This is a genomic window from Streptomyces maremycinicus (assembly GCF_001184025.1).
Taxonomy (GTDB): Bacteria; Actinomycetota; Actinomycetes; order Streptomycetales; family Streptomycetaceae; genus Streptomyces; species Streptomyces maremycinicus.
Genome location: NZ_BBYG01000020.1, coordinates 115,489 through 141,806, shown reverse-complemented (window position 1 = coordinate 141,806; position 26,318 = coordinate 115,489). Strand labels below are relative to the sequence as shown.

Sequence of the window (26,318 nt, the reverse complement as noted above, 5' to 3'; positions counted from 1 at the left end):
CCTTGAGGGTCGACGCTTACTTGAGCTGGTCGGCCGTGTAGTAGCCGCCCTCGACGAGGACCTTCTCGTAGTTGGTCTTGTCCACGCTCACCGGCTGGAGCAGGTAGGCCGGGACGACCTTGGTGCCGTTGTCGTAGGTCTTGGTGTCGTTCGTCTCCGGCTTCTTGCCGTTGAGGACGTCGTCCACCATGGTCGTGGCGACCTTGGCCAGCTCACGGAGGTCCTTGTAGACGGTCTGCGTCTGACCGCCGGCGATGATCGACTTCACCGAGGCCAGCTCGGCGTCCTGGCCGGTGAGGACCGGCAGCGGCTTGCTCGCGGAGCCGTAGTCGTCCGACTTCAGCGCCGACAGGATGCCGATGGAGATGCCGTCGTAGGGCGAGAGGACCGCGTCGACCTTCTTGCTGCCGTACGACTTGGTGAGGATGTCGTCCATGCGCTTCTGCGCGGTCGCGCCGTCCCAGCGCAGGGTGGTGACCTGGGTGAGGCCGGTCTGGCCGGACTGCACGACGAGCTTCTTGCTGTCGATGTACGGCTGGAGCACGCTCATCGCGCCGTTGAAGAAGTACTTCGTGTTGTTGTCGTCGTTGGAGCCGGCGAACAGCTCGATGTTGAACGGGCCCTTGCCGGACTTCAGGCCGAGCTTGTCGACGATGTAGTTGGCCTGGAGCTCGCCGACCTTGGTGTTGTCGAAGGACGCGTAGTAGTCGACGTTCTTCGTGCCGAGGATCAGACGGTCGTAGGAGATGACCGGGATCTTGGCGTCGGCGGCCTGCTGGAGGACGTTGTTCAGCGACTTGTTGTCGATGGCCGCGACGATCAGCGCCTTGACGCCCTGCGTGATCAGGTTCTCGATCTGCGAGACCTGCTGGTCGGGGTCGTCCTCACCGTAGACCAGCTTGGTCTTGTAGCCCTTGGCCTCGAGGTCCTTGACGACGTTGGCGCCGTCGGAGATCCAGCGCTCGGAGGACTTCGTCGGCATCGCGATACCGATGGTCCCGCCCTTGGCGCTGTCCGAACCGTCGTCCTTGCTGCCGCCTTCGCCGCTCTGGCCGCAGGCGGACAGGGTCAGGGCCAGGGAGGCGGCTCCGGCTATGGCGGCGAGGGCTGCTCTGCGGTTGCGCATGATCATCATCCTTGATGTGTGTGCAGGGGGCGGTATCGCGGTGCGACGGCCGTTCCCGGAGCGACGCCGGGAAGAAGAGAAGTGAAGACTTGGTGTGTGGGATTCTGCGCGCCTGTGTCGGCTTCTGTGAAGCGGGGTTTCCGGAACGTTATGACTGGATGTCAAACCGCTTCAGCTCACCCGGCAGGCGCGAGCCGAGCGGCGCCATGGCGCCGTCCGCGCCGTGGCGGGCGAGCAGGTCGAGGGCGAGCCGTCCACGCCGCACCCGCTCCCGGGCCGTGGAAAGGGTCAGGTCCCGCATGTGGTGGCCGTACGGGTAGATCCCCGGGGCCTTGGACAGGCCGAACTTCAGGTAGAGCGGTGCGCCGCGCCGGATCAGCTCGGCGACCTCGTACATCCGGATGTACCCGCCGAGATCGTCGGGGGCCTCGATGTACATGTCCATGGGGGCGCCGGACACCCGGCGGATCTCGGTCAGGTGGTCCAGGGTGAGGTCACTGGGCACGTTGACCGAGTCGGCGCCGAGCTGCTCGTAGACCGCGTACGCCGCCGGGTTGACGGGACCGATGAGCGCCGACACCTTCAGCGTGGTGTCGGCCGGGATGATGCCGGCCGTGCGGGCGCGGTGCAGCGTCCACAGCACGCCCTCGTCGGCGACGAGCAGGCACTTGACGCCCAGTTCCGTCGCCCGGACGGCGTCCTCGACGCACCCGGCGACGGCGTCGTGGCCGCGGGCGCGCAGCCCGCCGCCGCGGGAGTCGGTACGGGTCGAGCCGCCGATGTCCCAGGTGCCGCGCGGCCCGGTGAACAGGCACAGCTCGATGTCGCGCTCACCGGTGGCGTCGACCATCTCGGTGATCTCGGCGTCGGTCAGCATCCACACGCCGCTGCCCTGGCTGATCCGGTGGATCGGCACGTCGAGGCGCGAGGCCTCCTTGAGGATGACGGCCAGCGCTTCGGGACCCTCGCACGAAGGGACCTCGGTGCGCCAGCGGCCGCCGCCCGGAAAGGTGTGGGCGGAGGCGTCGGCGGGGTCGAGGGCGGGCGCGCCCAGGCCGAGCGCGGTGAGCGCCTGCTCACCGGGTCGACGGGCTGCCGTGGCGGAAGCGTCGGTGGTCACATGCCGTCCTTCGTGTTCGATATTTCGGTCAAGGTTCGCGGCTCAGGTCGTGCGGAGTGCGGGTGTACGCCGGGGCGGGGACGGTCAGGTGGCCCCCGCACCGGCGTACGGTTCAGGAGTTCACGGCTTGAGCAGCACCTTGCCCACCTTCGGATCGCCTGATCCCACCAGGTCGATGGCCGCGGAGAACTCGGCGAGCGGCAGTTCGTGCGTGACCAGCGGCAGCGGATCCAGCAGCCCGGCGCCGAACACCCGGACGGTGTGCGACCAGGCGTCCGGCGGTGCCCCGAAGACGGTGTGCACCTCCAGCTGCCGTACCACCAGGTCCGTCGGGTCGAGCCCGTCGGCGCCCGGTGCCGGGATCCCGGTCAGGACCAGCCGGCCGCCGCGCCGCAGCAGCGAGGCGGCGGTCCGCGCGGCGGACGCGGACCCGGCGGTCTCGATGACGACGTCGAAGTCGTCCGGCAGTTCCTGGTCCCTGGTCCGGAAGTCGGTCGCCCCGAACTGCCGGGAGAGGCCCTCCCGGTCGTTCCGGGTGCCGACGACCAGCAGCTCGGCGGGCGAGCCGGCCTTCAGGAACTGCACGGCGAACATGCCCAGCGTTCCGGTGCCGACGACGGCCACCTTCTCGCCCGGCAGGGCGTGCGCCTTGATCGCGGCGGCCGCGACACAGGCGGCCGGCTCCAGCAGGGCGGCGGCGGTCAGGTCCGCGTCGTCCGGCAGGACGTGCAGCAGCCGGGCCGGCAGGGTGAGGGTGGCCGCCATGGCCCCCGGCTGGGTGAAGCCGGTCTCCTCGTAGCCGTCGGTGCACAACGTTGTCTCGCCCGCGTGGCAGCGGTCGCAGACCTGGCAGTTGCGGAAGCCCTCACCGACGACCTTGCGGCCGACGAGCGACGCGGGGACCCCGGCGCCGACCGCCTCGACCGTCCCGGACCACTCGTGGCCGGGGGTCAGCGGATAGCGGACGTACCCCTCGGGCCGGTTGCCCTGGTACACCTCGCGGTCGCTGCCGCAGATTCCGGTGGCGTGCACACGGACGAGCGCCTCGCCGGGTTCCGGCCGCCGCGGCTCGTGCGGGACGAGCCGGTGCTCGCCCGGCGCCTCGACGACGACGGCCGTGCTCACTTGGCGCTGCCCTTCGGCTTGCGCTGCTCCCAGCCCTCGGCCCAGAGGTCGAAACGGGCCTGCTGCTGCGGGAACTCGGCGGCGGCGTCCACGTCGAGCTCGACACCGAGGCCGGGCTTGTCGGAGAGGTGGAAGTAGCCGTCGATCACCTCGGGCGCGCCCTTGACGACCTTCTTGATCTCCGCGTCCGCGAAGTCGTTGAAGTGCTCGAGGATCTTGAAGTTCGGGGAGGTGAACCCGACCTGGAGCGAGGCGGCGGTGAGGACCGGGCCGCCCACGTTGTGCGGGGCGACGAGGACGTAGTGCGCCTCGGCGGTGGCGGCCAGCTTCCTGGTCTCCCAGATGCCGCCGATGTGGCCGACGTCGGGCTGGATGATGTCCACGGCCTGGCTCTCGAAGAGCTCGCGGAACTCGACGCGGTCGTGGATGCGCTCACCGGTGGCGACGGGGATGTCGACCTTCGCGGCGACCTTCTCCAGGGCCTTCAGGTTCTCGGGCGGGCACGGCTCCTCCAGCCACGCGGGCTTGAAGGGCGCGAGCTCGTTCGCGAGCCGGACCGCGGTGGCGGGGGAGAAGCGGCCGTGCATCTCCAGCATCAGCTCGGCGTCCGGCCCGATGGCGTCGCGCACGGCCTCGATGAGGGAGACCGCGTACAGGGTCTGCTGGTGGTCCAGCTCGAAGTGGCCGGTGCCGAAGGGATCGATCTTGAGCGCCTTGTAGCCGCGCTCCATGACTCCCTGGGCCGCCTTGTGGTACGCCTCCGGGGTCCGCTCGGTGGTGTACCAGCCGTTGGCGTAGGCCTTCACCTTGTCGGTGACCTTGCCGCCGAGCAGCTGCCAGACGGGCACGCCGAGGGCCTTGCCCTTGATGTCCCAGCAGGCCATCTCGACGACGGCGATGCCCGACATCACGATCTCGCCGGCCCGCCCGTAGTCGCCGTACTTCATCCGGCGCACGAGGTCCTCGACAGCGAATGGGTCCGAGCCGAGAATGTGGTTGGCCTCGGCCTCCTTCAGGTAGCCGAGCAGCGCGTCGGTGTGACCCAGCATGCGGGTCTCTCCGACACCCGTGATGCCCTCGTCGGTGTGCACCAGGACGTAGGTCAGGTTGCGCCACGGCGTCCCGACCACGTGCGTGCTGATTCCGGTGATGCGCACGGAAGTTACCCTTCGGCTGTTCGAGATTTCGTCACATGTTCGAAATGCTGGGCAGACAGTAAGGATTGCGCGAGGCGAGTGTCAATGGGTCGAACAGGTAACGGTTTCGGCAGTTTCGCCACCCCTTTCGAAACTTGAGCTGCCGCGATGTGGTCCAGGTCACTCGGACGGTCGCTCCGGTATGGCCGGTTTCCCACACAACTTTCACAGGCGAACCCGGGAACGCGCCCTTCCGGGAACTTAGTCTCTCCGCGTCATGGACTACTGCCACCCGTGCCGACGGCACCTCAACGGCGCTCTCGCCTGCCCGGGGTGCGGCGCACCTGCCCAGCGGCTACGCGCGTATCCGCCCGGACCGCCCGAGCCGGAGCCGTACGCCCCGGACGCGTCGGCGCACCGGACGCCGGGCGACCCGGCGGGTCACGGCGCCCCGGACGACCACGGTGCTCCCGGCGACCGGGACGACCACGGGGTCCCCGGCGACCGGGACGATCACGGCGACCTGGACGATCGCGGCGACCTGGACGATCACGGCGACCTGGACGATCGCGGGGACCTGGACGGCCGCGGAGGGCAGGAGGACGGGGGCGACGAGCCACAGGGCCGGGCCGCGCGCCGCCGGGAGCAGGGTCGGGGTGGCAGGCGCGGCCCGCAGGGTCCGGCCGCCGCACCGGACGCGAGCCGCCGCGACCGCAAGGCGTCGGCCCACCGAAGACGCCGCAAACGCATCGTGCTGATCACCGTCGGCTTCGTGCTCGCCGCCGGCGGTCTGAGCCTGGCCGAACTCGGCGTGGACGCACCGGGGTTCAGCTCCCCGGGGAACCCTGCGGCGGCCGGCGGCGAGGCGTCCGAGGTCGACGGTTCGTCGTCCGGACCGAGCGCGACCGCGCAGCCCCTGGACGACAGGACCGACACGGGCGACGGCAAGGCCTCGGCCTCCCCGAGTCCCTCCGTCTCCCCGTCGGCCTCGGAGTCCGCGCGGGACGGGTCGGCCTCCCCGAGCCCGGAGAAGGAGGCCCAGTCGGCCCCCCTCCCCGGCTCCTCCGGGTCGGCTTCCGGATCGACGCCTCCCGACACCGACCCCGGCTCCGGCTCCACCGCGACCGCCGACCCCTCGGCGCCGGCCGAGTCCCCGAAACCGTCGCCCTCGCAGACGTGCACGCGCTTCCTGTGGTGGTGCTCGTAGCACCGCGCCGGAGCGGGCGGCCGGACGTCCGGTCCCGCTGAGCCGGTGTCATGTGGGCCGTCCAGGACGGCCTCCCGGATGCCCCGGTACGGCCGAAATCGTCGTGCCCTGAAGCGGGTTGGGCCTGTTCCGGTCGGCGGACCCGTCCCCGGTCCATTTCCCGGTGCGCGCCCTCGGCCCGCCTTCCGGCCTGTGACCAGGGCCGATGTCCCACACCTCCGGGGCGCGTTATGGAACCGTGACGACCATCCCGTGCAACACCCTTGACCGCCATGAATTGTTAGCGCTCACAATGACGTCCGCATTCACCAGTCGGCGACGACGTCAGCACGGGGAGGTACGAAGGTCGTGCCCGCAGCGTCCCCCTCCGCCTTTCCCGCCGGGGCCACCGGGCCCGCCGGGATCGCGGAGTGAAGCCGGCGGCGCGGAACGATCCGCCCACGCCACAGGACTTACCGGTCTTCCCGGACGTGCCGGAGGACGAGCGCCGAGGAGGTGCGGCCGTGACACACACCCGGCTCCGGCCGCCCACCATGGCCGACGTGGCACGCCTGGCCGGCGTGTCCCACCAGACGGTGTCCCGCGTGCTGGGGGAGCACCCCAACGTGCGGGACGAGACCCGGGCCAGGGTGCTGCGGGCGATCGAGGAGATGGGCTACCGCCGCAACTTCTCCGCACGGGCCCTGGCCACCCGGCGCACCCGGACGCTGGGTGTGGTCGCCTCGGACACCACCCTGTACGGGCCGGCCAGCACGCTGTTCGCGCTGGAGGAGGCGGCGCGGGCCGAGGGCTATCTCGTCTCGACGGTCAGCCTGCGCGAACTGACCATGGAGACCCTGTCCGAGGCGCTGGACCACCTCGGTGAGGGCGGGGTGGAGGGAGTGGTCGCCATCGCCCCGCAGCGGTCGGCGGTGGACGCCCTGGCCGAACTGCGCCGTCCCTTCCCGGTGGTGGTCGTGGGCGGCGAGCCGGGCATGGACATCCCCCGGGTCGGTGTGGACCAGCACCTGGGGGCCCGGCTCGCGACCGGGCACCTGCTGGCCGCCGGCCACCGCACGGTCTGGCACCTCGCCGGACCCGAGGACTGGCAGGAGGCGGCAGACCGGGCCGCCGGCTGGCGGGCGACCCTCGAAGCGGCGGGCGTCGAGCCGCCCATGCTGCTGCGGGGGGACTGGAGTCCGCTGTCCGGCTACCGAGCGGGCCAGGAACTGGCCGGCTGGGTGGGCCGGGGACTGACCGCCGTCTTCGTCGCCAACGACCAGATGGCGCTGGGGGTGTTGCGGGCCCTGCGGGAAGCGGGCGTCCGGACCCCGCAGGACGTCGCGGTGGTCGGCTTCGACGACATCCCGGAATCGGAGTTCTTCGCTCCGCCGCTCACCACCGTCCGGCAGGAATTCGCGACGGTGGGCCGGCGAGGCATCGCCCTGCTCCTGGAGCAGATCGAGGGCCGGCCCGCCGCCGTCCCGCCCCGGATCGCGATCGAACCCCAACTCGTCGTCCGCGCCAGTACGTTCCCGAGCGCCGCGCAAGCGGAGGGCGCAGCCCTCTGACGAACCCGTCGGAACCCTCTGACCAGCAGTGTGACCGAAATACCGAACAGTGATCGACAGGCTGGACGCAGTGCGGCCGGTCCGTCGAGTACCAGCAGGTCCGCCCCCGGGCCGGCTCTTCAAAGGAGAAGAACATGCTCAGCAGAAGGAACTTCCTCACCGCGGCGGTCGGCGTGGCGGCGGCGGGTGGCCTGGCGGCCTGCGCCAAGGAGGACGACGGAGCGTCCGGCTCCTCCTCCGGGGACGGCGGCAAGGCGATCACGCTCGGCTTCTCCCAGGTCGGCTCGGAGAGCGGCTGGCGCAGCGCCAACACGGACTCGGTGAAGGCGGCGGCCAAGGAGGCGGGCTACACCCTCAAGTTCTCCGACGCCCAGCAGAAGCAGGAGAACCAGATCTCCGCGATCCGCAGCTACATCACCCAGGGCGTCGACGTCATCGCCTTCTCGCCGGTGGTCGTCACCGGCTGGGACGCGGTGCTGAAGGAGGCCAAGGCCAAGAAGATCCCGGTGGTCCTCACCGACCGCTCCGTCGAGACCTCCGACGAGTCCCTGTACGTGACCCTGGTCGGCTCCGACTTCACCGACGAGGGCCGCCGCGCCGCCAAGATCCTCGAGAAGGTCATCGCGAAGGCCGGCCTCAAGGGCCCCGTGAAGATCGCGCAGTTGGAGGGCACCACCGGCGCCGCCCCCGCGATCGAGCGCGCCAAGGGCTTCAAGGAGGTCATGGACGCCGACCACGCGAGCGACTGGAAGGTCGTCGTCAGCCAGACCGGTGATTTCACCCGCGCCGGGGGCAAGCAGGTCATGGCCGCCTTCCTCCAGTCCAACCCGGAGATCAACGTCCTGTTCGCGCACAACGACGACATGGCCATCGGTGCCATCCAGTCCATCGAGGCGGCCGGCAAGAAGCCCGGCAAGGACATCCTGATCGTCTCGATCGACGGCGTGAAGGACGGCTTCGTGGCCATGTCCGAGGGCAAGATCAACGCCATCGTCGAGTGCAACCCGCTGCTCGGCCCGCAGCTGATGGACGTCGTCAAGAAGGTCAAGGACGGCGAGACGGTCGAGCGCTGGATCAAGACCGAGGAGGGCGACTTCATGCAGGACCAGGCCGCGGCCGCCCTCCCGAGCCGCAAGTACTGACCGACCGCACCCACCGGCAGGGAGCCGCCGGCCGGCCGAGCCGTCGGCCCCGGGGCTCCCTGCGGGCCTGAACGAATCTCATGAGGAGCGCTGCCATGGCAGAGCCACGGCCCGTCCTGGAAATGACGGGCATAGTCAAGGAGTTTCCGGGGGTACGGGCTCTGTCGGACGTCGACTTCCGGCTCTTCCCCGGTGAGATCCACGCCCTGATGGGCGAGAACGGCGCGGGCAAGTCCACCCTCATCAAGGTGCTCACGGGGGTCTACTCGCTGGACGGCGGCACGATCACGCTGGACGGCACGGCGGTGCGGATCGGCAGCCCGCTGGAGGCCCAGCAGGCCGGTATCAGCACCGTGTACCAGGAGGTCAACCTCTGCCCCAACCTGTCGGTGGCGGAGAACATCTTCATCGGCCGTGAACCGACCCGCGGGGGCCGCATCCAGTGGAAGCGGCTGCGCCGACGAGCGGCGGAGCTGGTGGACCGGCTCGGCCTCGACATCGACGTCAGCGCCCCGTTGTCCTCGTACCCGCTGGCCGTGCAGCAACTGGTCGCGATCGTAAGGTCGTTGGGCACCGGCGAGGGCGCGGGCGGCGGCGAGGGACCGGGCACCAAGGTGCTGATCCTCGACGAGCCGACCTCCAGCCTCGACCGGGACGAGGTTCTCCGGCTGTTCGCGCTGATGCGGCGGCTGCGGGACGAGGGCGTCGCGATCCTGTTCGTCTCGCACTTCCTCGACCAGATCTACGAGGTCTGCGACCGGATGACCGTACTGCGCAACGGCACCCTCGTCGGCGAGCACCTGGTGCGCGACCTCGACCAGGTCGGTCTCGTCCAGCTCATGCTCGGCAAGGCCATGGGCCAGCTGGACGAACTCCACGAACACCAGCTGCACTCCGGCGCGGGCGAGACCCTGCTCCAGGCGGACGGCCTCGGCCGGACCGGCGGCATCGCCCCGTTCGACCTGGAGATCAAGAAGGGCGAGGTGATCGGGCTCGCCGGCCTGCTCGGATCGGGCCGCACCGAACTCGCCCGGCTGCTCTTCGGGGCCGACCAGCCGGACTCCGGGAAGGTGACCATCGGCGGCGAGCAGGTCTCGATGAGCGCCCCGAACGACGCGATCGACGCCGGTGTCGCCTTCTGCTCCGAGAACCGCAAGAGCGAGGGCCTGGTGCCCGAACTGACGGTCCGGGAGAACATCATCCTGGCCCTTCAGGCCTCCCGCGGCTGGACCCGGCCGATCCCGGCCGCCCAGCGCGACGAACTCGTCGCCAAGTACATCAAGGCGCTGGACATCCGCCCCGCCGACCCCGAGGCCAGGGTGGGCCGGCTCAGCGGCGGCAACCAGCAGAAGGTGCTGCTGGCCCGCTGGCTGATCACGAGTCCGAAGCTGCTGATCCTGGACGAGCCGACGCGCGGCATCGACATCGGGGCCAAGGCGGAGATCCAGAAGCTCGTCGTCTCGCTCTCCGAGGACGGTATGTCGGTGCTGTACATCGCGGCCGAGCTGGAGGAGGTACTCCGGCTCAGCCACACCATCGGAGTGCTGCGCGACCGCCGGCTGGTGGCGCGGATCGCCAACGGGCCCGAGATCACCACGAGCCGGATCCTGGAGACCATCGCGAGCGGAGAACACCAGTGACCACCCCTTCGACCACCTCTTCCCGGTGGCGGGCGCTGACCCACCACCACCTGTTCTGGCCGGTGGCGGTCCTGGTCCTGCTGCTGCTCGTCAACGTGCCCTTCACCCCCGACTTCTTCTCGGTCAGGATGGCGGACGGCCACCTCTACGGCAGCCTCGTCTCGATCGTGCTGTTCGGATCGCCCCTCATCCTGGTGGCGGTCGGCATGACCCTGGTCATCGCCACCGGCGGCATCGACCTGTCGGTCGGCGCGGTGGTCGCCATCACCGGGGCGCTGGCCTGCTCGTACATCAGCGACCGGTCCGACCAGGGCGCCCTGTCCGGGGTGCTGCTCGCCATGGGCCTGGGCCTGCTGGCCGCGGTCGTCTGCGGTCTGTGGAACGGCTTCCTGGTCGCCAGGATGGGCATCCAGCCGATCATCGCGACCCTGATCATCATGGTCGCCGGACGCGGTGTGGCCCAGCTGATCACCGACGGCCAGATCATCACCGTCAACAGCGAGCCGTACAAGCTGATCGGCGGCGGCTACTGGCTGACCCTGCCGTTCTCCATCTTCGTGGTGGCCGCGGTCGTGGCCGTCACCGTGGCACTGACCCGCCGTACGGCCCTCGGCCTGCTGGTCGAGGCGGTCGGCGGCAACGCCGAGGCGAGCCGGCTGGTGGGCATCAGGTCCCGGCGCATCAAGATCATGGTGTACGCGTTCTGCGCGCTCTGCGCGGGCATCGCCGGCCTGATGATCAGCTCCAACACCTCGGCCGCGGACGGCAACAACGCCGGCCTGTGGATCGAACTCGACGCGATCCTCGCCGTGGTGATCGGCGGCACATCGCTCCTGGGCGGCCGGTTCTCCGTCGGCGGCACGGTGGTCGGCGCCCTCGTCATCCAGACCCTGACCACCACGATCTACACCATCGGCGTGCCCACCCAGACCAACCTGGTCTTCAAGGCCGCCGTCGTCATCGTCGTCTGTCTGCTCCAGTCCCCGAAGTTCCGCGCCAAGGTGTTCGGTGCCCGGTTCGGCGCCGGATCGGGTGCGCGGGGAAGCGGCAAGCAGGCCGCGGCCCCGGCGGACCCCGCCGCGGCGTCCGAGGCCGCCCCCAAGATGGAGGTGTCGTGATGAGCGCGACCACCCAGAGCCCCACGGCCTCCGGCAGCCGTACCCCGTCCACGGCCGGGCGGCTGCTCGGTGACCGGCGGCTGCCCGTCGCGGTGACCGCCCTGCTCTTCCTGGTGATGTACGGCGTCGGCCTGAGCCGCTACCAGAACTACGGGTTCGGCGAGCCGCAGGTCTTCCTGAACCTGTTCATCGACAACGGCTATCTCCTGGTCGCCGCCGTCGGGGTCACCTTCGTCATCCTGTCCGGCGGCATCGACCTGTCCGTCGGTTCGATGATCGGCTTCACCACGATGTTCACGGCCTGGCTGGTGGAGCGCCAGGGACTGCCGATCGTGGTGGTGATCCCGATGGCGCTGGCCGTGGGCGCCTTCGGCGGCTTCCTGATGGGCTATGTGATCCACAACTTCGAGATCCAGCCCTTCATCGTGACCCTCGCCGGCCTCTTCCTCTTCCGCGGCCTGTGCCTGGTCATCAGCAAGGAGTCGATCTCCATCGGCGACGCCTCGGTGAGCAGCATGGCCCAGGCGCAGGTGTCGCTGGGCATGGGATTCCTGTCGATCGGCGCGATCGTGTCGCTGGTCGTCCTCGCCGTGGCGTTCTACGTCCTGCACTACACCCGCTTCGGGCGCCGGGTGTACGCCATCGGCGGCAACGAGCAGTCGGCCATGCTGATGGGTCTTCCGCAGGGCGGCACGAAGATCGCCGTGTACACGGTGAGCGGGTTCTGCTCGGCCCTGGCCGGACTGCTCTTCACCCTGTACATCCAGTCCGGCGACCCGTTGCACGCGACCGGCATGGAACTCGACGCGATCGCCGCGGTGGTCATCGGCGGCACGCTGCTGACGGGTGGCTCCGGATACGTGCTGGGCACCCTGTTCGGTGTGCTGGTGCTGGGTCTGATCAAGAGCATCATCCAGTTCGAGGGCACGCTCAGCTCCTGGTGGACGAAGATCGCCACCGGTGTGCTGCTGTGCGCGTTCATCCTGGTCCAGCGGTTCATGACGACCCGTAAGAAGACCTGAGCCGCTGCGGCGCTCCCGGCCCGCGGTGCTCCCGGCCCCGCGGGGCCGGGAGCCGTCGTCACGGCGTCGCGGGCCGGCTCTCCGTCTTGAAGGTCACCCACACCGTCTTGCCGACGGGGTGCTCGGTGATGCCCAGGTCGTCCGAGAGTTCCCGGGCCAGGTACAGGCCCCGGCCCGAGCAGGCGTCCGAGGTCGGCGGGTCCGCGGGCAGCGGGTGGTCGCCGGTGTCGCGTACCGAGAGCCGGACCAGGGGGCCGTCGAGGGTGAGGGTCACGCAGTACTGCCTGCCGGGCGGTACCCCGTGCAGCAGGGCGTTCGTGGCGAGTTCCGAGACGCACAGTTCTATGTCGTCCAGCCGGTCCACGCGGTCCCAGTCGCTCAGCACCTGGTGGACGAAGATCCGGGCGGCCCGCACGGAAGCGCGCGAGCGGGGGAAACGACGTTGCCGTGACAGGGGCACGGGGGGCACCTCCGGTGGTTCTGGGGCGTCCTGCGGCGAAACCTTACTGTTATTCGCGAAAGGTAACAAGGTGGTGAAGGGTGGCTGAGGGTGGCTGAGGGTGGCGGTTGGCGGATGAGCCAAGTCGCCTACCGTGTAGGGCGGCAGGGTCGAAAGAACGGTCGGCCGTACAGGAGGAGTCGTGGGTGCGAGCGGATGGGTCAGCACATCGTTGCCGTATCTGACGCCACGGGGCACCGGGCAGGGCGACGCCTGGGCCGCCGAGGCCGCGGCCGAGGGCCGGCGCGGCACCCAGCGCATCCTGCACGCCGGTGAGGTGCCCGCCCCCGCCGACGTGGCGGCGCTGCTCGGCGTTCACGAGGGCGAGCCGGTCGTCGTACGCCGGCGGCTGATCCTCCTCGACGAGGAGCCCAGCGAGCTGACCGACTCGTACTACCCGGCGGCCATAGCGGCGGGCACCCGTCTCGCCGGGACGGCCAAGATTCCCGGCGGGGCCCTCACCCTGCTCGCCGAGCTCGGTCACGTCGGTGTCCTGGTACGGGAGGACGTGACGGCCGGCATGCCGCACGAGGAGGAGCGCCGGATCCTGCGGACCGCTCCCGGAGAACCGGTCCTGCGGCTCCTGCGGCTCACGCTGGACCACGCCGACCGGCCGATCCAGGTCGACCGTATGGTGATGCCTGCCCTACGGCAGAGGCTGCGCTACCAGATCAGGATCGGATGACCGTGCCCAAGGCAGACCCGGAAGCCGTCGACCGCCGCTCCCTGCACGAGCGCATCGCGGCCGATCTGCGCGACGACATCATGAGCGGAGAGCTCGCCCCCGGCGCCAGCCTGCCCACCACCGCGCAGCTCAAGGAACGCTTCGAGGCGTCGAGCGCCACGGTCCAGAAGGCCCTTCAGCTCCTCAAGGAGGAACGCCTGGTGGTCGGCAGGGCGGGCGCCTCCGTCACCGTCCGCGAGCACCGCCAGCGCACAGTCCGGCCCGCCGCGCTGATGCGGCCGGGCAGCCCCGGGGCGCCCTACCGCTGGCTCGCCGAGGCGGCCCGGCACGGTACGCACGCCCGGATACAGCTTCTCGACGTGGCCGAGAGCCGCCCGCCCGCCGATGTGCGCGCCGCCCTCGACCTCCCGGCGGACGGCGTCGCGCTGCTCCGCGGCCAGATACTCCTCGTCGACGACGAGCCCGCCGAACTCGTCGAGTCCTACTACCCGCTGGACATCGCACGGGGCACGCCGCTGGCCGAGCGTCGCAGGATCCGGGGCGGCACCCCGGCCCTGCTGACCGAACTCGGGCATCCGCCGCGCCGCAGTACGGACCGGGTCTCCGCCCGGGTCCCCACCCAGGCCCAGTACCAGGCCCTCCGCCTCACCGGCGGGATGCCGGTCCTGCGCACCCTGCGCGTGGTCCACAGCGACGACGGCCGTCCCGTCGAGGTCACCGTGATGGTGAAAGCCGGTCATCTCTACGAATTGCAGTACGAATTCACGGGCGAGGGGGCGGAAGAAGAGGGGGCGTGACCGCCCTGACGGGAATTCCGGCGCCCGTACTCGACGGCTGTGCCTGTGCCTGGTGGGCTGCCCCCGCCGCAGCGCCCGCTTCGCGGCCCGCAGGACCACCGGCGACCCGGGGCATCCCGCGCCGGGCCCTCGCGGCGGCGGAACCGGCCCGCACGGCCCGCCCCGCGGGCGGAGACTCCGCCAGGGAGGACTGAGCCGCCGAACAGGCCCTGGGGCGGTGGGTTCAGGTCCCGTCGGCTTCTGTGGACAGCATGCGGCGCAGGAGCCCCCGCAGTGCCACCCGCTCCTCTTCCGCCAGTCCCGCCAGTGGCTCGCGCGCGAAGCGCAGCGACTCGCGCAGTCCCTTGGCGATCCGCCGTCCCTCGGCCGTGGCCGCCGCCAGCTTCACCCGGCGGTCGGCCGGATCGGGGCGCCGTTCGACCAGGCCGCGGGACTCCAGCCGGTCGACGATGCCGGTCACGTTGGACGGCTCGCACTTCAGCTTCTGCGCCAGTTTCCGCATCGGCAGCGGCTCCAGCGAGAGCAGGCTCAGCAGCCGGGCCTGCGCGCCGGTGAGGGCGTGACCTGCGGCGGCTTCCTCGTAGTCCTCGTAGTACCGGGCCACGACCTCGCCGATCAGGCCGACGACCTCCATGGTCAGGGCATCGGGGAGCGGGGCCGGATGTGGGGTGGGCATGGTTCCAGGGTACCCCGTTACTTGACATCCTGAAATATTCAGGAGCATGGTTGTTTCAGGTAGTGAAGCATTTGTCGGTGAGTATCTCGCACAGGAAAGGCAGCCCCCATGACCGAGTCGGCCCTCCCCACCACCAGCCGCGAGTGGCGTCTGCTCAGCCGTCCCGTCGGCTGGCCGAAGCCCGAGGACTTCGAGCTGGCCGAGGCGGAGATCCGGCAGCCCGGCCCGGGCGAGGTCCTGGTCCGCAACGCGTACGTCTCCGTCGACCCCTACATGCGCGGCCGGATGAGCGCGGCCAAGTCGTACGTCGCCCCCTTCGAACTGGGCAAGGCCATGCAGGGCGGGGCGGTCGGTGAGGTCGTCGCCTCCGCCGCCGAGGGCGTCTCCGTCGGCGATCACGTCCTGCACTTCGGCGGCTGGCGCGAGTACGCCACGTTCGACGCCCGGCAGGCCGTCAAGGTCGACCCCGCGGCCGCGCCGCTCTCCACCTACCTCGGCGTCCTCGGGATGACCGGTCTCACCGCCTACGCGGGCCTGCTGCGCACCGGCTCGTTCAAGGAGGGCGACTCCGTCTTCGTGTCCGGCGCGGCCGGTGCCGTCGGCAGCCAGGTCGGCCAGATCGCCAGGCTGAAGGGCGCCTCCCGGGTCATCGGCTCGGCCGGCTCCGACGACAAGGTCAAGCTGCTCGTCGAGGAGTACGGCTTCGACGCCGCCTTCAACTACAAGAAGGGCCCCGTCGCCGCGCAGCTGCGCGAGGCCGCCCCCGACGGCGTCGACGTCTACTTCGACAACGTCGGCGGCGACCACCTCGAGGCGGCCATCGGCTCCCTCAACGAGAAGGGCCGCATCGTGGTCTGCGGCATGATCTCCGTCTACAACAACACCGAGCCGGCCCCCGGCCCGAAGAACCTCGCCCGCCTCATCGCGACCCGCGGCCGTATCGAGGGCTTCCTGGTCGGCGACCACTACGACCTCCAGCCGGAGTTCGTGCGCGAGGTCGGCGGCTGGGTCCGCTCCGGCGAGCTCAAGTACCGCGAGACGGTCGTCGAGGGCATCGAGAACAACCTGGAGGCGTTCCTCGGGGTGCTGCGCGGCGACAACACCGGAAAGATGATCGTCAAGCTCTGATCCCCGGTCCGTGACACCGCCCCGACACCGGTCGTCCACCGGTAGTCGGGTACGGCGAAGGCCGCATCCCCGGACGTGGGGTGCGGCCTTCGCGCGCGTCGGCTCCCGCGCCGGAGCTAGCCGGCCGCCAGGGCCGCCCCGTGCACCGCCGCCGCCAGCCGGTCGTTCTCCGGCGCGGCTCCGCCGGGGAAGGCGCACCGGCGCCGGGTGTAGCCGTAGGCCAGCCCGCTGCGCGGATCCGCGAAGGCCTGGCAGCCTCCCGCCCCGCTGTGCCCGAACGCGCCGGCGCCGAGGAACGGGTGCCAGGTGTCGGCGGTCGCCTGGAAGCCCAGCCCGTACGACCTGTGCGAGCGCGCCACCACGTCGTAGCCCACCGAGTGCAGCTGCCCGAACTCCGCCGCCGTGTCCTCCTTCAGCAGCGGCGCCTTCCCGCCGACCTCGCTGATCGCCGCCGCGTACAGCCCGGCCAGACCGCGCGCCGAGGCCACCCCGCCCACCGATGCCGGTCCCTTGGCCCGGATCAGCGGATCGTTCGGTAGCAGTTCCAGATCGGTCGGCCGGGCGGCGTGCCGGTTGAAGGCGACGGCGGCGAGTGTGTGCGGTCCGCCCGGCACGGAGTCCAGCAGCGCCCGCTGCTCCGCGGTCGGTGCCATCGGCCGCGTGGTGCGGAACCGCGGCTCGTGCGCCGCGGGCAGCCCAAGGAAGAAGTCCAGCCCGTACGGGACGCGCACCCGCTCCTCGTACACCTCCTGGAGCGTACGGCCGGTGGCCCGCCGTACCACCTCGCCGGTGAGCGCCCCGATGACCAGCCCGTGGTAGCCGAACGCGGTGCCCGGGCGCCAGAACGGCCGCTGGTCCGCGAGGCGTTCGGCGAGCTGGCGGTCGTCGGCCAGCTCCTGCGGCGAGAACCCGCCGTCCGTGCCGATCACCCCGGCCCGGTGCGCGAGCAGCTCGCGCAGGGTCAGCGCGCCCTTGCCCTCGGCCGCGAACTCGGGCCAGTAGTAGGTGACTTTACGGTCCAGCTCCAGCGTGCCCTCCTGGACGAGGAGGGCGACCACCAGGTGGGCGGCGCCCTTGGTCGACGAATGGACGCCGTAGAGCGAGTCGGGACCGGCGCCGTCGCCGGGCACCCACAGGTCGACCACCCGCCGACCGTGCACATGGGCGCACAACTGGCCCTCGTAATCGGGCCGTTCCTCCGCGACGAACGCGGCGAACGCCTCCCGCACCGCTTCGAATCCGTCGGCGACCGTGCCGTGGATCTCCCTCGTCGTCCCAGTCAATCGAGTCATCCGCTCTCCTCAACCGGCCCACTGCTCACGTGAGCCATGGTGATCACCGCTTGTGCGACCTGCGGGAACTCCCTCTGCGCATTGCTTCCGGAGATCGGTACGGCGAGGTGTACCCGTTCGACTCAACTGCGACGACACGGTGTTGGTGTCACCGATGCCCCGGATGGCCTACGGCGGCCCCCTGCGGGCGCGCCCCGCATGGCGTGCGGGGCGGCCCACGGCTCCCGGCCGTGAAATGTGCACGACCGATAGAGTTCGGCCATGCGCGATCTAGGGGTGGGGTTCACGTACCTCCTGAAGGGCCAGCGGTGGGTGGCCCGGCACGGCAAGCAGTACGGGTTCGGGCTCGTTCCCGGCCTGATCACACTGGTCCTCTACGCGGCGGCCCTGGTGGCGCTCGCGGTGTGGGGCGAGGACTTCGTCGGGTGGTCGACCCCGTTCGCCGACGGCTGGACGAGCCCCTGGCGCGGACTGTTCCGCGGCTTCCTGGTCGTCGTGCTGTTCGCCCTCGGCCTGCTGCTCGCCGTCCTGACCTTCACCGCCGTCACCCTGCTCATCGGGCAGCCGTTCTACGAGAGCCTCTCCGAGCGGGTCGACCGGGACGTCTCGCCCGACGGCACGGCCCCCGAGTCCGCGCTGCCGCTCTGGCGCGAACTGTGGATCTCCGCCCGCGACAGCCTCCGTATCCTCTGTCGCGCGCTGCTGTGGGCCGTGCTGCTGTTCGCCCTCGGATTCGTCCCCGTCGTCGGACAGACGGTGGTCCCGGTGATCGGCTTCTTCGTCACCGGGTTCTTCCTCACCCAGGAACTCGCCTCCGTCGCCCTCCAGCGCCGGGGCGTCGACCTGCGGGCCCGGCTCGCCCTGCTCCGCTCCCGCAAGACCCTGATCTGGGGCTTCGGCACCCCGCTGGGGCTGGCCTTCCTGGTGCCGGTCGTCGCGGTGTTCCTGATGCCGGGCGCGGTCGCGGGCGCCACCCTGCTGGCCCGGGAGCTGCTCGGCGAGGAGATCGCCGAGGGCGACGGGGCCGGCACCCCGAAAGAGGAGAACGCCACGTCATGACCGAGCTGCTCGCCGTCGCCCTCATCACCGTGCTGGCCGTGATCGCCCCCGGCGCCGACTTCGCGATGATCGTCCGCAACAGCTACCTCTACGGCCGCCGTACCGGACTGCTCGCGGCGGCCGGGGTCGCCGCGGGCGTCCTCGTCCACGTCACGTACACGATGCTCGGCGTGGGCCTGCTCATCGCGTCGTCCACGTTCCTCTTCACGGTCATCAAGCTGATCGGCGCGGCGTACCTGGTCTACATCGGCGTCCGCACCTTCCGCACCCGGGGCGAGGTCGAGGTCGACCTCACCGGCAAGACCGAACTGACCCCGCTCGCCGCCCTGCGCGCCGGGTTCCTGACCAACGTCCTCAACCCGAAGACGACCCTCTTCGTCGTCTCCACGTTCTCCCAGGTCGTCAGCCCCGGCACACCGGTCGGGCAGCAGGCCGGCTACGGCCTGTTCATGTCCGTGGCGCATCTGCTGTGGTTCGGCGTGGTCGCCGTCTTCTTCTCCCACGACCGCATGCGCACGCTGATGCTGCGCGGCCAGAAGGTCCTCAACAAGGTCATCGGCTCGGTGCTGGCGGGCCTGGGCGTCAGCCTGGCGCTGGCGCCCTCGCACTGACGGCCGCGCCGCGCCCGCCTACCGCCCGGCCGAAACGGCCACGGCCAGGATCGCCCGCACCTGGGCGACGATGTCCAGCCGGTTGCGGACGAACTCCGCATCGGTGACGTCCTGGGTGTTGCCCGCGGCGAACTGGAGGACCGGGGTGTGCACGTGGCCGCCCGGCAGACTGTCGTGCAGCCCCAGCCGGTCACGCAGCAGGGTGGCCCGGTAGGCGATCTCGTTGGAGAGGTAGTTCCCGCCGCCGCCGGCCCGTGCGGTCGACCCCGGCGTCGGCCCGTCCGGCCGTACGACGGGCTCGCCGCCACCCGCCGGGATCTCGGTGACGCTCGTGTTGTCGTAGACGGGGAACCGGCCCGTGTCCGCCGCCACGATCGCGGCGTACGGCAGGGTCGTGGCCGTCCACTGCGGCTGCGAGGCGGGGTCGGCGACCGGGACGGTCTCCGTCCGGCCGATGTTCTCGTTGTCGGGGAAGCCGCCGCGCCAGGCCCCGTTGGTGCGCTCCACGTCGAAGCGGCCGACCCTGCCCTGGCTGACGGTGGTGAACAGATCGACGTCCGGCAGATACGGCCGCAGGGCGCGTTCCACCGTCAGGTCCGCGAAGTCCCGCCAGCGCACCGGGAACACGGCGGTCTCCACCCGCGCCGGGCCGTCGGCGGTCCGGATCACCGTGCCGTCGAGGGCGAGCGCGGTGGCACCCGAGGGGTTGGATATCCGGATGTCCCGGTCCAGGGTGAACGGGTCGAAGCCCGTGACCAGCACGCGCTTGAGCCCCTCGGCGCGGCGCGGAAGGCGCAGGTCGCCCTGCCCGCGCGAGGTGCGCTCCAACACGTCCAGCAGGGCGCTCCGCCGGTCGTCGGTGAGCGCGAAACCGGGTTGCCAGGTGCGCACTTCGCTCGTCAGGCCGAGCCGCGCCCAGTACAGCGGGCGGTCGTCGTCCCGGCTGAGGTCCCCGCCGGCGGGCCCGCGGCCCTGGACCCGGTCCACCGCCCGCCGCCACAGGGCCGTGCCCTCGCGGGCGACGACCCGACGGGCCTGGGCGTAGGAGTGCGAGGCCGCCAGCAGCCGGGCGAAGCGCGGAGCCACCGCGTCGAACCCGGAGCGGGCCAGGATCTCCTGGGGAACGGCCTGCGCCAGGCGCTGTTCCTCGACCGTGAGGGTGGGCGCCGCATCGGTGGCGGCGGCGGTGGCGGTGGCAGTGGTGGTGGGGAGGGCGAGCCCGGCCGACAGGGCCAGACCGAGAACGCCGACGCGGACGCGGGCGCGGAGGGAACGCGTTGAAGAGGCGGAACGGATCGGATGCACGGGGGTTGAGGTCCTTCCGTCGCTGTGGGGGAGAGCGTGGGGCGGGACGGCGGAAGTATCCCGTGGCGGGAGTGGTCTACGCCATGGTGCCGGGGATCGCCGTCGCCGCCTCCCGCAGCGCGGCGACGAACACCTCGGCCGCCGGGGTGAGCGAGCGCCCCCGTTCCGTCGCCGCGTACACCGCCCGCGCCGGGGCGTCCTCGTCGAGCACCGGCAGCAGCGCGACGTCCGGCCGTACGGAGGAGGCGGCGAGCGCCGGGACCAGGGCGACGCCGAGCCCCGCGGCGACATAGCCCTGCTTGGCGGTCCACTCGGCGACGACATGCGCCACCCGCGGCCGGAAGCCCTCCCGCAGCGCCGCGTCGAGGAGGGTGCCCTCGGGCCGGGCGGAGCCGGACACCCAGTCGGCGTCGGCGAGTTCGCCCAGCCGCACCGGTCCACCGCGGCCCGCGAGGGGATGCCCGGCCCGGACGGCGACGTACAGGGACTCGTCCAGCAGGTGGCGCAGCGCGTACGGTTCCAGCGCCGCGCGGCCCGTCGTGGACACCACCGCCAGGTCGAGGTGTCCGGCGGCGAGCCGCTCCAGCAGCGCAGGGGTGAGCCCCTCCTCCCGCGTGACGCGCACCCCCGGGCAGCGCTCCCGGAACACGGCCAGCGCGCGCGGCACGAGCGCCGCGTCCGCCGTCGCGAACGCCCCGAACCGCAGCAGCCCGTCCGTGCCCTCCCGCAGCGCCGCCAGCTCGCGCCGCGCACCGTGCAGGGCCTCGGCGACGGACTCCGCGTACGGCACCAGCGCCCGTCCGGCCGCCGTCGGCCGCACCCCGCGGGGCAGCCGGTCGAAGAGCGGGCCGCCGCCCAGGGCCGCCTCCAGCGAGGAGATCTGCCGGGACACGGCGGACTGGGTCCACCCCAGGGTCCGCGCGGCGACGGTGAACGAGCCGTGGCGGACGACCTCCAGAAACGCCCGCAGCCAGACGGTGGAGACTTCGGGCAGGGCCGAGCGATGCGGATCCGGCATGGCAGCCATGCTGGACATTCGCTGGTCGCATCGCAAGTCCCGTTCTAGCGTCGGGACATGGAGATCACCCTCGACAACCCGGCCGGCGCTCCGCAGCCGCTGAGCCCGTACTACTCCCAGGTCGCCCGCGTCCGGCAGGCGGACGGCAGCGCCCTGTTGTTCCTCTCCGGGCAGATCGCCGAGGGCGCCACGCTCGCCGAGCAGAGCCGGGGTGTCTTCGAGACGATCGACGCCCTGCTGCGGGCGCACGGGGCGGGCCTGGCGGACGTCGTCAACATCCGCACCTACCTCACCGACATCACCCGGCTCGCCGAATACGGCGCAGTACGCCGGGAGTTCCTCACCGGCACCCCGCCGACCAGCATGACCTTCGAGGTGCCCCGGCTGTTCCGCCCCGAGGCGCAGATCGAGGTGGAGGTGGTGGCGGCGGTGCCCGCGCCCGCTTCCGTGCCCGCGGACCCGGCCTAGGCCGACCGGGTCGGGTTCGTTCCTCGACGGCGGTCACGGGCGTGCTGTTCCTGGTGGGCGAGCGGGCCGCCGTGGGCAGGATGGAAGCGTCCGTGAACCGCACCGAGGAGGCACCGCGATGGCGGAACTGGAGACGGCGGTCGAGACGGCGGTCGAGACGGCTCTCGGCAAGCTCGGCCTGGACGCCAAGACCCGGCTGCTGGCCGGCCAGGACCTGTGGTCGCTCCCCGCGCTGCCGGAGATCGGACTGCGGTCCCTCGTCATGTCCGACGGGCCCGTGGGCGTCCGGGGGGTGCGCTGGACCGCCGACGACCCGTCCGTCGCGCTGCCCTCCCCGACCGCCCTCGCGGCCACCTGGGACCCCGGGCTCGCCCACCGGGTGGGCGTCCTGCTGGCCCAGGAGGCCCGCCGCAAGGGCGTCCACGTCCTGCTCGCCCCCACGGTCAACCTGCACCGCTCCCCGCTCGGCGGCCGCCACTTCGAGGCGTACAGCGAGGACCCCTGCCTGACGGGGGTCATCGGCGCGGGCTACGTCAACGGCGTGCAGTCCGGCGGTGTCGCCACCACCGTCAAGCACTTCGTCGCCAACGACGCCGAGACCGACCGCTTCACCGTGGACAACCGGGTCGGCGAACGCGCCCTGCACGAGCTGTACCTGGCCCCCTTCGAGGCCATCGTCGAGAAGGCCCGGCCCTGGGGCGTCATGACCGCCTACAACTCGGTCAACGGCACGACGATGACCGAACACCACCACCTGGTCAACGAGGTCCTGCGCGGCGCCTGGGGCTTCGACGGCTTCAACGTCTCCGACTGGACGGCGGCCCGCGACACCGTGGGCGCGCTGCGGGGCGGACTCGACGTCGCCATGCCCGGACCGCGGACCGTCTACGGCGAGGCCCTCGCCCGGGCGGTGCGCGACGGCCGGGTCGACGAGTCCGAGGTCGACGAGGCCGTGCGCCGCGTCCTGCGGCTGGCCGCCCGCGTCGGCGCCCTCGCCGACACCGAACCCGCCGTGACCCGGCCGCCCGCCCCCGTCGACGGCGAGGCGCTGGCCCGCGAAGTCGCCCGCCGCTCCTTCGTCCTGGTCCGCAACCGGGCCGGAGCGCTGCCGCTCAGGCCCGGCACCGTCGCCCTCGTCGGCGCCGCCGCCCGCGACGCCCGCATCCTCGGCGGCGGCTCCGCCACGGTCTTCCCGGCCCGCACGGTCTCCCCGCTGGACGGCCTCACCGCCGCCCTCCCCGAGGGAGCCCTGCGCTATGCCGTCGGCGCCGACCCCGCCACCGAACTCGCCGTCGCCGACAGGGGCTTCGCGCTGCGGGCGGTCTGCCGCGACGTGACCGGAGCCGTCCTCGGCACCCGCTCCGAGCCCAACGGCCAGATCCGGTGGACGGGCACGGACCTCCCCGACGGCGTCACCCTCGAGCGCCTCCACACCATCGAGCTGACCGGCACCTTCACCCCGCGCGAGAGCGGTCCGCACACCTTCGGCATCAAGGGCACCGGCGCCTTCGTCCTCACCGTCGCCGGGACGACGTACTACGACGACGTCCAGCCGCCCGCCGGCGACCTCTTCGAGGCGCTCCTCGGCTCCCCGGTGCCCCGCGCCGAGGCCCGGCTGACCGCCGGCGTACCGGTCGAGGTCTCCCTCACCCACGTCTTCGCGCTCCCCGAGGGCGTCCCCTTCAAGGCGGTCGCCTTCTGTCTGGCGCACCAGGAGCCGACGCGCGACCCCGACGAGCTGATCGCCGAGGCGGTCGAGGCGGCGCGGGCCGCCGACACGGCCGTCGTCGTGGTCGCCACCACCGAACGCGTCGAGTCCGAGGGCTTCGACCGCACGGACCTCCGTCTGCCCGGCCGGCAGGACGACCTGGTCCGTGCCGTCGCCGCCGCCAACCCGAACACCGTCGTGGTGGTCAACGCGGGCTCCCCGGTGGACATGCCGTGGCACGAGGACGTCGCGGCGGTCCTGCTCACCTGGTTCCCCGGCCAGGAGGGCGGAGCGGCCCTGGCGGACGTCCTGACCGGCGCCCACGAACCCGGCGGCCGGCTCCCCACCACCTGGGGCTCCCTCGGCGACGCCCCCGTCACCCAGGTCACCCCCACCGACGGCGCGCTCGACTACACCGAGGGCGTCTTCATCGGCTACCGCGCCTGGGAGAGGGCCCGCCGCACCCCCGTCCACCCCTTCGGTCACGGCCTCGGCTACACCGACTGGACGTACGAGTCGGTCGACGTCACCGGCTCCACGGTCACCGTGCGGATCCGCAACAGCGGCGCCCGGCCGGGTCGCGAGGTCGTGCAGGTCTACCTGGCGCCCACCGCGACGGGCCCGGCCCCCGAGCGTCCGGCCCGATGGCTGGCCGGCTTCGCCGGGGCCGAGGCGGGCCCGGGGGAGAGCGCCGAGGTCACCGTCGACATCCCGGACCGTGCCTTCGAGGTGTGGGACGAGGCGGACCACCGGTGGTCCTTTGTGAAAGGTTCGTACGAAATCCAGGTGGGCCGCTCGATCGCCGACCGCAGGATCACCGCGACGATTAACGTGTGAACCGGCGCCCGTCGCCCCACCGACAGCCCCGGTCCGGGACCTGACCCCTGGACCGGGGCAACATCCTCCTCCGGCACACGCGCCGCCGGCCCCGTACGGCGCCTACCGGACCGCGAAGCCGTACACCGTCTCCGACCGGTACCGGGCCCCCGGCCGCAGCTCGGTGCTCGGGAAATCCGGCCGGTTCGGCGAGTCGGGGAAGTGCTGGGTCTCCAGCGCGACGCCGTCGCCCGGCTCGAAGGGCTCGCCCAGGTGGTCGGCGGTGTACAGCTGGAGCCCCGGCTCGGTGGTCGCCACCGTCAGCACCCGCCCGGACGCCGGATCGTGCAGCTCGGCCACCTCGACCGGGGTGTCCGTGACGCCCTTGTCGAGCACGAAGTTGTGGTCGTAGCCGGCGCCGACCTTACGGGCCGCACGGAAATCGAAGCGGCCGTCCGCGACCTCGGCGAGCTCGCCCGTCGGGATCAGGTCCGCGTCCACCGGCGTGTACCGGGAGGCCGCCAGCCGCAGTTCGTGGCCGCCCGCGCCGCCGCTCCCCGGACCGCCCAGGTTGAAGTAGCTGTGGTTGGTCAGGTTCACCACCGTCGGCGCGTCCGTGACCGCCTCGTACGCGAACCGCAGCGCCCCCGACGCGTCGAGCGTGTAGGTCGCCGTGACCTCCAGACGCCCCGGGAAGCCCTCCTCGCCGTGCGGCGCGACCCTGCTGAGCCGCAGCCCGTGCTCGACCGGTACGACGTCCCACACCCGCTTGTCGAAGCCGCGCGGGCCGCCGTGCAGGGAGTTCGGCGCGTTGTTCGGCTCCAGCGCGTACGTCACGCCGTCCAGCGGGAAGCGGGCGTGCGCGATCCGGTTGGCGTACCGGCCGATCAACGCGCCGAGGAAGGGCTCCGGGTGCGCGAGATAGCCCTCCAGGTCCGCGAACCCCAGCACCACGTTCGCCGCGCGCCCGTCCCGGTCGGGGACCTCCACGGACTGCACGATCCCGCCGTACGAAAGGACGCGTACCCGCGTGCCCGCCCGCTCCAGAGTCCAGCGGTGCACCTCAGTGCCGTCGGAAAGTGTTCCGAAGTGTTCGCTCATGAGCGAAACCCTAAATCACGAGTCCTGCGCGGTGACCCCCCGATAGGCCAGCTCAGCGAGCCGCGCCTGGCCGTCCTTGCTCGGATGGAACCAGTCCCAGTGGCTCAACTGGTCGGTGCCGAACCTGAAGTCGTACACCGCCCCGCCGTCGAACCGGCAGCGCAGGTCCTTCGCGCACACCTCCGCCAGCACCGAGTTGTAGTCCTCCACCCGCTTCTGCACGGTGTCCCGCCGCGTCGTCGCCGCCGGGTCCAGCGCGTCCGCGTCACCCAGCATCGACGGGCACAGGCCCAGCTTCCACACCTGCTTGCCCAGGACGTTCGTCCGCCCCTGCGACCACAGCCGCTTCAGGTTCGGCACGCTCGCCACGTACACCTGTGTCTTCGGCAGCGCCCGGCGCAGCGTGCTCAGCGCGTCCTGGAACTCCGCGCGGAAGTCGGCCACCGACGTCATCGCCGCCGTCGACTCCCGGCACGCGTCGTTCGCCCCCGCCATCACCGTCACCAACTGGGGTTTCTCGGCCGCCGCCTGGGTCATCTGGGCCGGCACGTCCGCCATCCGGGCCCCGGTCGCCGCGTAGTTCCAGCTGTGCGTGGCCGCCTTCGCGGCGCCCAGCAGCCGGACGGCGAGGCTGTTCACCTCCGCGCTGGCGCCGGTCGCCCAGGAAACCTCGGGGCAGTCCGCGAGCACCGTACACGCGTCGAAGCCGCGCGTGATGGAGTCGCCCACCGCCGCCACCGAGGACGGGCTGGAGTCCCACAACGGGGTCGGCGACGGCGACGGCTTCACCTGCCGGGGCCGGGCGCCCGGGGAACTCCCACCGTCGCCGCCCCCCAGCGCGTCACAGCCGGCCAGGCCCAGGACGGCCGCCGTCGTGCCCGCGAGCACGGCCCGCGCGTGCCGCTTCCGTTTCCGCATCCGCTGGTGTTCCCCTCGCTTCTCGAACAACGCCCCCCTAGGACAACGCAC

Annotated in this window: 24 protein-coding genes; 13 read left to right on the top strand and 11 right to left on the bottom strand. The window is 71.7% G+C overall.

From position 1 onward, the window contains the following. Positions 1-16: 16 nt before the first annotated feature. The 4 genes from chvE to AOQ37_RS31125 form a co-directional block, all read right to left on the bottom strand. Positions 17-1,126, bottom strand: a complete 1,110-nt coding sequence (gene chvE / locus AOQ37_RS31140; protein WP_062649527.1) for a multiple monosaccharide ABC transporter substrate-binding protein — start codon at positions 1,124-1,126, stop codon at positions 17-19. Between the two features lie 148 nt (positions 1,127-1,274). Further along, a complete protein-coding gene (locus tag AOQ37_RS31135) occupies positions 1,275-2,246 on the bottom strand; it encodes a hypothetical protein (RefSeq protein WP_062649262.1) in 972 nt (323 codons plus the stop codon). Positions 2,247-2,366: 120 nt separating this feature from the next. Further along, positions 2,367-3,371 carry a zinc-dependent alcohol dehydrogenase gene (locus AOQ37_RS31130; protein ID WP_062649260.1) on the bottom strand — a complete coding sequence of 335 codons (1,005 nt, stop codon included), beginning with the start codon at positions 3,369-3,371 and terminating at the stop codon, positions 2,367-2,369. Further along, positions 3,368-4,528 carry a mandelate racemase/muconate lactonizing enzyme family protein gene (locus tag AOQ37_RS31125; protein ID WP_062649258.1) on the bottom strand — a complete coding sequence of 387 codons (1,161 nt, stop codon included), beginning with the start codon at positions 4,526-4,528 and terminating at the stop codon, positions 3,368-3,370. The genes AOQ37_RS31130 and AOQ37_RS31125 overlap by 4 nt, the downstream gene beginning before the upstream one ends. Before the next feature lie 256 nt (positions 4,529-4,784). Between AOQ37_RS31125 and AOQ37_RS42290 the strand changes: the two genes are divergently transcribed. The 6 genes from AOQ37_RS42290 (at position 4,785) to yjfF (ending at position 12,186) form a co-directional block, all read left to right on the top strand. Further along, positions 4,785-5,714, top strand: a complete 930-nt coding sequence (locus AOQ37_RS42290) for an SCO2400 family protein (RefSeq protein WP_199825106.1) — start codon at positions 4,785-4,787, stop codon at positions 5,712-5,714. A 503-nt stretch (positions 5,715-6,217) separates the two neighbouring features. Then, on the top strand, positions 6,218-7,264 hold the full coding sequence (locus tag AOQ37_RS31110) for a LacI family DNA-binding transcriptional regulator (RefSeq protein ID WP_062649252.1): 1,047 nt from the start codon (positions 6,218-6,220) through the stop codon (positions 7,262-7,264). Positions 7,265-7,398: 134 nt separating this feature from the next. After that, complete coding sequence (locus tag AOQ37_RS31105; RefSeq protein WP_062649251.1) at positions 7,399-8,406, top strand: ABC transporter substrate-binding protein; 1,008 nt, start codon at positions 7,399-7,401, stop codon at positions 8,404-8,406. Between the two features lie 95 nt (positions 8,407-8,501). Next, complete coding sequence (locus AOQ37_RS31100) at positions 8,502-10,046, top strand: sugar ABC transporter ATP-binding protein (RefSeq protein WP_062649248.1); 1,545 nt, start codon at positions 8,502-8,504, stop codon at positions 10,044-10,046. Further along, positions 10,043-11,164: an ABC transporter permease gene (locus AOQ37_RS31095; RefSeq protein ID WP_062649246.1), complete on the top strand. Its 1,122-nt coding sequence runs from the start codon at positions 10,043-10,045 to the stop codon at positions 11,162-11,164. Before AOQ37_RS31100 ends, AOQ37_RS31095 begins: the two co-directional genes overlap by 4 nt. Further along, on the top strand, positions 11,164-12,186 hold the full coding sequence (gene yjfF / locus AOQ37_RS31090; protein WP_062649244.1) for a galactofuranose ABC transporter, permease protein YjfF: 1,023 nt from the start codon (positions 11,164-11,166) through the stop codon (positions 12,184-12,186). The genes AOQ37_RS31095 and yjfF overlap by 1 nt, the downstream gene beginning before the upstream one ends. 58 nt (positions 12,187-12,244) lie before the next feature. On the opposite strand, the gene AOQ37_RS31085 is transcribed toward yjfF, so the two are convergent. Further along, positions 12,245-12,646 carry an ATP-binding protein gene (locus tag AOQ37_RS31085; RefSeq protein WP_062649242.1) on the bottom strand — a complete coding sequence of 134 codons (402 nt, stop codon included), beginning with the start codon at positions 12,644-12,646 and terminating at the stop codon, positions 12,245-12,247. Positions 12,647-12,827: 181 nt separating this feature from the next. On the opposite strand from AOQ37_RS31085, the gene AOQ37_RS31080 reads away from it, so the two are divergent. Next, a complete protein-coding gene (locus AOQ37_RS31080; RefSeq protein ID WP_062649240.1) occupies positions 12,828-13,370 on the top strand; it encodes a GntR family transcriptional regulator in 543 nt (180 codons plus the stop codon). Beyond that, positions 13,367-14,167, top strand: coding sequence for a GntR family transcriptional regulator (locus AOQ37_RS31075; protein ID WP_062649238.1), 801 nt, complete (start codon positions 13,367-13,369; stop codon positions 14,165-14,167). Before AOQ37_RS31080 ends, AOQ37_RS31075 begins: the two co-directional genes overlap by 4 nt. Positions 14,168-14,390: 223 nt before the next feature. Here AOQ37_RS31075 and AOQ37_RS31070 read toward each other — a convergent pair whose 3' ends face one another. Continuing rightward, complete coding sequence (locus AOQ37_RS31070) at positions 14,391-14,843, bottom strand: MarR family winged helix-turn-helix transcriptional regulator (protein ID WP_062649236.1); 453 nt, start codon at positions 14,841-14,843, stop codon at positions 14,391-14,393. Positions 14,844-14,951: 108 nt separating this feature from the next. On the opposite strand from AOQ37_RS31070, the gene AOQ37_RS31065 reads away from it, so the two are divergent. Beyond that, positions 14,952-15,971 carry an NADP-dependent oxidoreductase gene (locus tag AOQ37_RS31065; RefSeq protein ID WP_062649234.1) on the top strand — a complete coding sequence of 340 codons (1,020 nt, stop codon included), beginning with the start codon at positions 14,952-14,954 and terminating at the stop codon, positions 15,969-15,971. Positions 15,972-16,087: 116 nt separating this feature from the next. Here the strand turns inward: AOQ37_RS31065 and AOQ37_RS31060 are convergent, their stop codons facing one another. Beyond that, on the bottom strand, positions 16,088-17,263 hold the full coding sequence (locus AOQ37_RS31060) for a serine hydrolase domain-containing protein (protein WP_062649232.1): 1,176 nt from the start codon (positions 17,261-17,263) through the stop codon (positions 16,088-16,090). 261 nt (positions 17,264-17,524) lie between these two features. On the opposite strand from AOQ37_RS31060, the gene AOQ37_RS31055 reads away from it, so the two are divergent. Both AOQ37_RS31055 and AOQ37_RS31050 read left to right on the top strand, forming a co-directional pair. Next, the gene (locus AOQ37_RS31055) at positions 17,525-18,322 is read left to right on the top strand and encodes an EI24 domain-containing protein (protein ID WP_062649230.1); all 798 of its coding nucleotides are present in this window, start codon (positions 17,525-17,527) and stop codon (positions 18,320-18,322) included. Then, positions 18,319-18,933 carry a LysE family translocator gene (locus AOQ37_RS31050; RefSeq protein ID WP_062649228.1) on the top strand — a complete coding sequence of 205 codons (615 nt, stop codon included), beginning with the start codon at positions 18,319-18,321 and terminating at the stop codon, positions 18,931-18,933. Before AOQ37_RS31055 ends, AOQ37_RS31050 begins: the two co-directional genes overlap by 4 nt. 18 nt (positions 18,934-18,951) lie before the next feature. Here AOQ37_RS31050 and AOQ37_RS31045 read toward each other — a convergent pair whose 3' ends face one another. Then, the gene (locus tag AOQ37_RS31045) at positions 18,952-20,238 is read right to left on the bottom strand and encodes a pyroglutamyl-peptidase I (protein WP_234437058.1); all 1,287 of its coding nucleotides are present in this window, start codon (positions 20,236-20,238) and stop codon (positions 18,952-18,954) included. Between the two features lie 76 nt (positions 20,239-20,314). After that, entirely contained in the window at positions 20,315-21,256 is a 942-nt protein-coding gene (locus tag AOQ37_RS31040; protein WP_062649226.1) for a LysR family transcriptional regulator, read from the bottom strand. Between the two features lie 57 nt (positions 21,257-21,313). Between AOQ37_RS31040 and AOQ37_RS31035 the strand changes: the two genes are divergently transcribed. Together AOQ37_RS31035 and AOQ37_RS31030 are read left to right on the top strand one after the other, a co-directional pair. Next, the gene (locus tag AOQ37_RS31035; protein ID WP_062649224.1) at positions 21,314-21,724 is read left to right on the top strand and encodes a RidA family protein; all 411 of its coding nucleotides are present in this window, start codon (positions 21,314-21,316) and stop codon (positions 21,722-21,724) included. A 118-nt stretch (positions 21,725-21,842) separates the two neighbouring features. Beyond that, complete coding sequence (locus AOQ37_RS31030) at positions 21,843-24,269, top strand: beta-glucosidase family protein (protein WP_062649222.1); 2,427 nt, start codon at positions 21,843-21,845, stop codon at positions 24,267-24,269. 102 nt (positions 24,270-24,371) lie between these two features. Here AOQ37_RS31030 and AOQ37_RS31025 read toward each other — a convergent pair whose 3' ends face one another. Both AOQ37_RS31025 and AOQ37_RS31020 read right to left on the bottom strand, forming a co-directional pair. Then, positions 24,372-25,349 carry an aldose epimerase family protein gene (locus tag AOQ37_RS31025; protein WP_062649220.1) on the bottom strand — a complete coding sequence of 326 codons (978 nt, stop codon included), beginning with the start codon at positions 25,347-25,349 and terminating at the stop codon, positions 24,372-24,374. A gap of 15 nt (positions 25,350-25,364) precedes the next feature. Next, complete coding sequence (locus tag AOQ37_RS31020; protein ID WP_062649218.1) at positions 25,365-26,267, bottom strand: SGNH/GDSL hydrolase family protein; 903 nt, start codon at positions 26,265-26,267, stop codon at positions 25,365-25,367. Positions 26,268-26,318 lie beyond the last annotated feature (51 nt).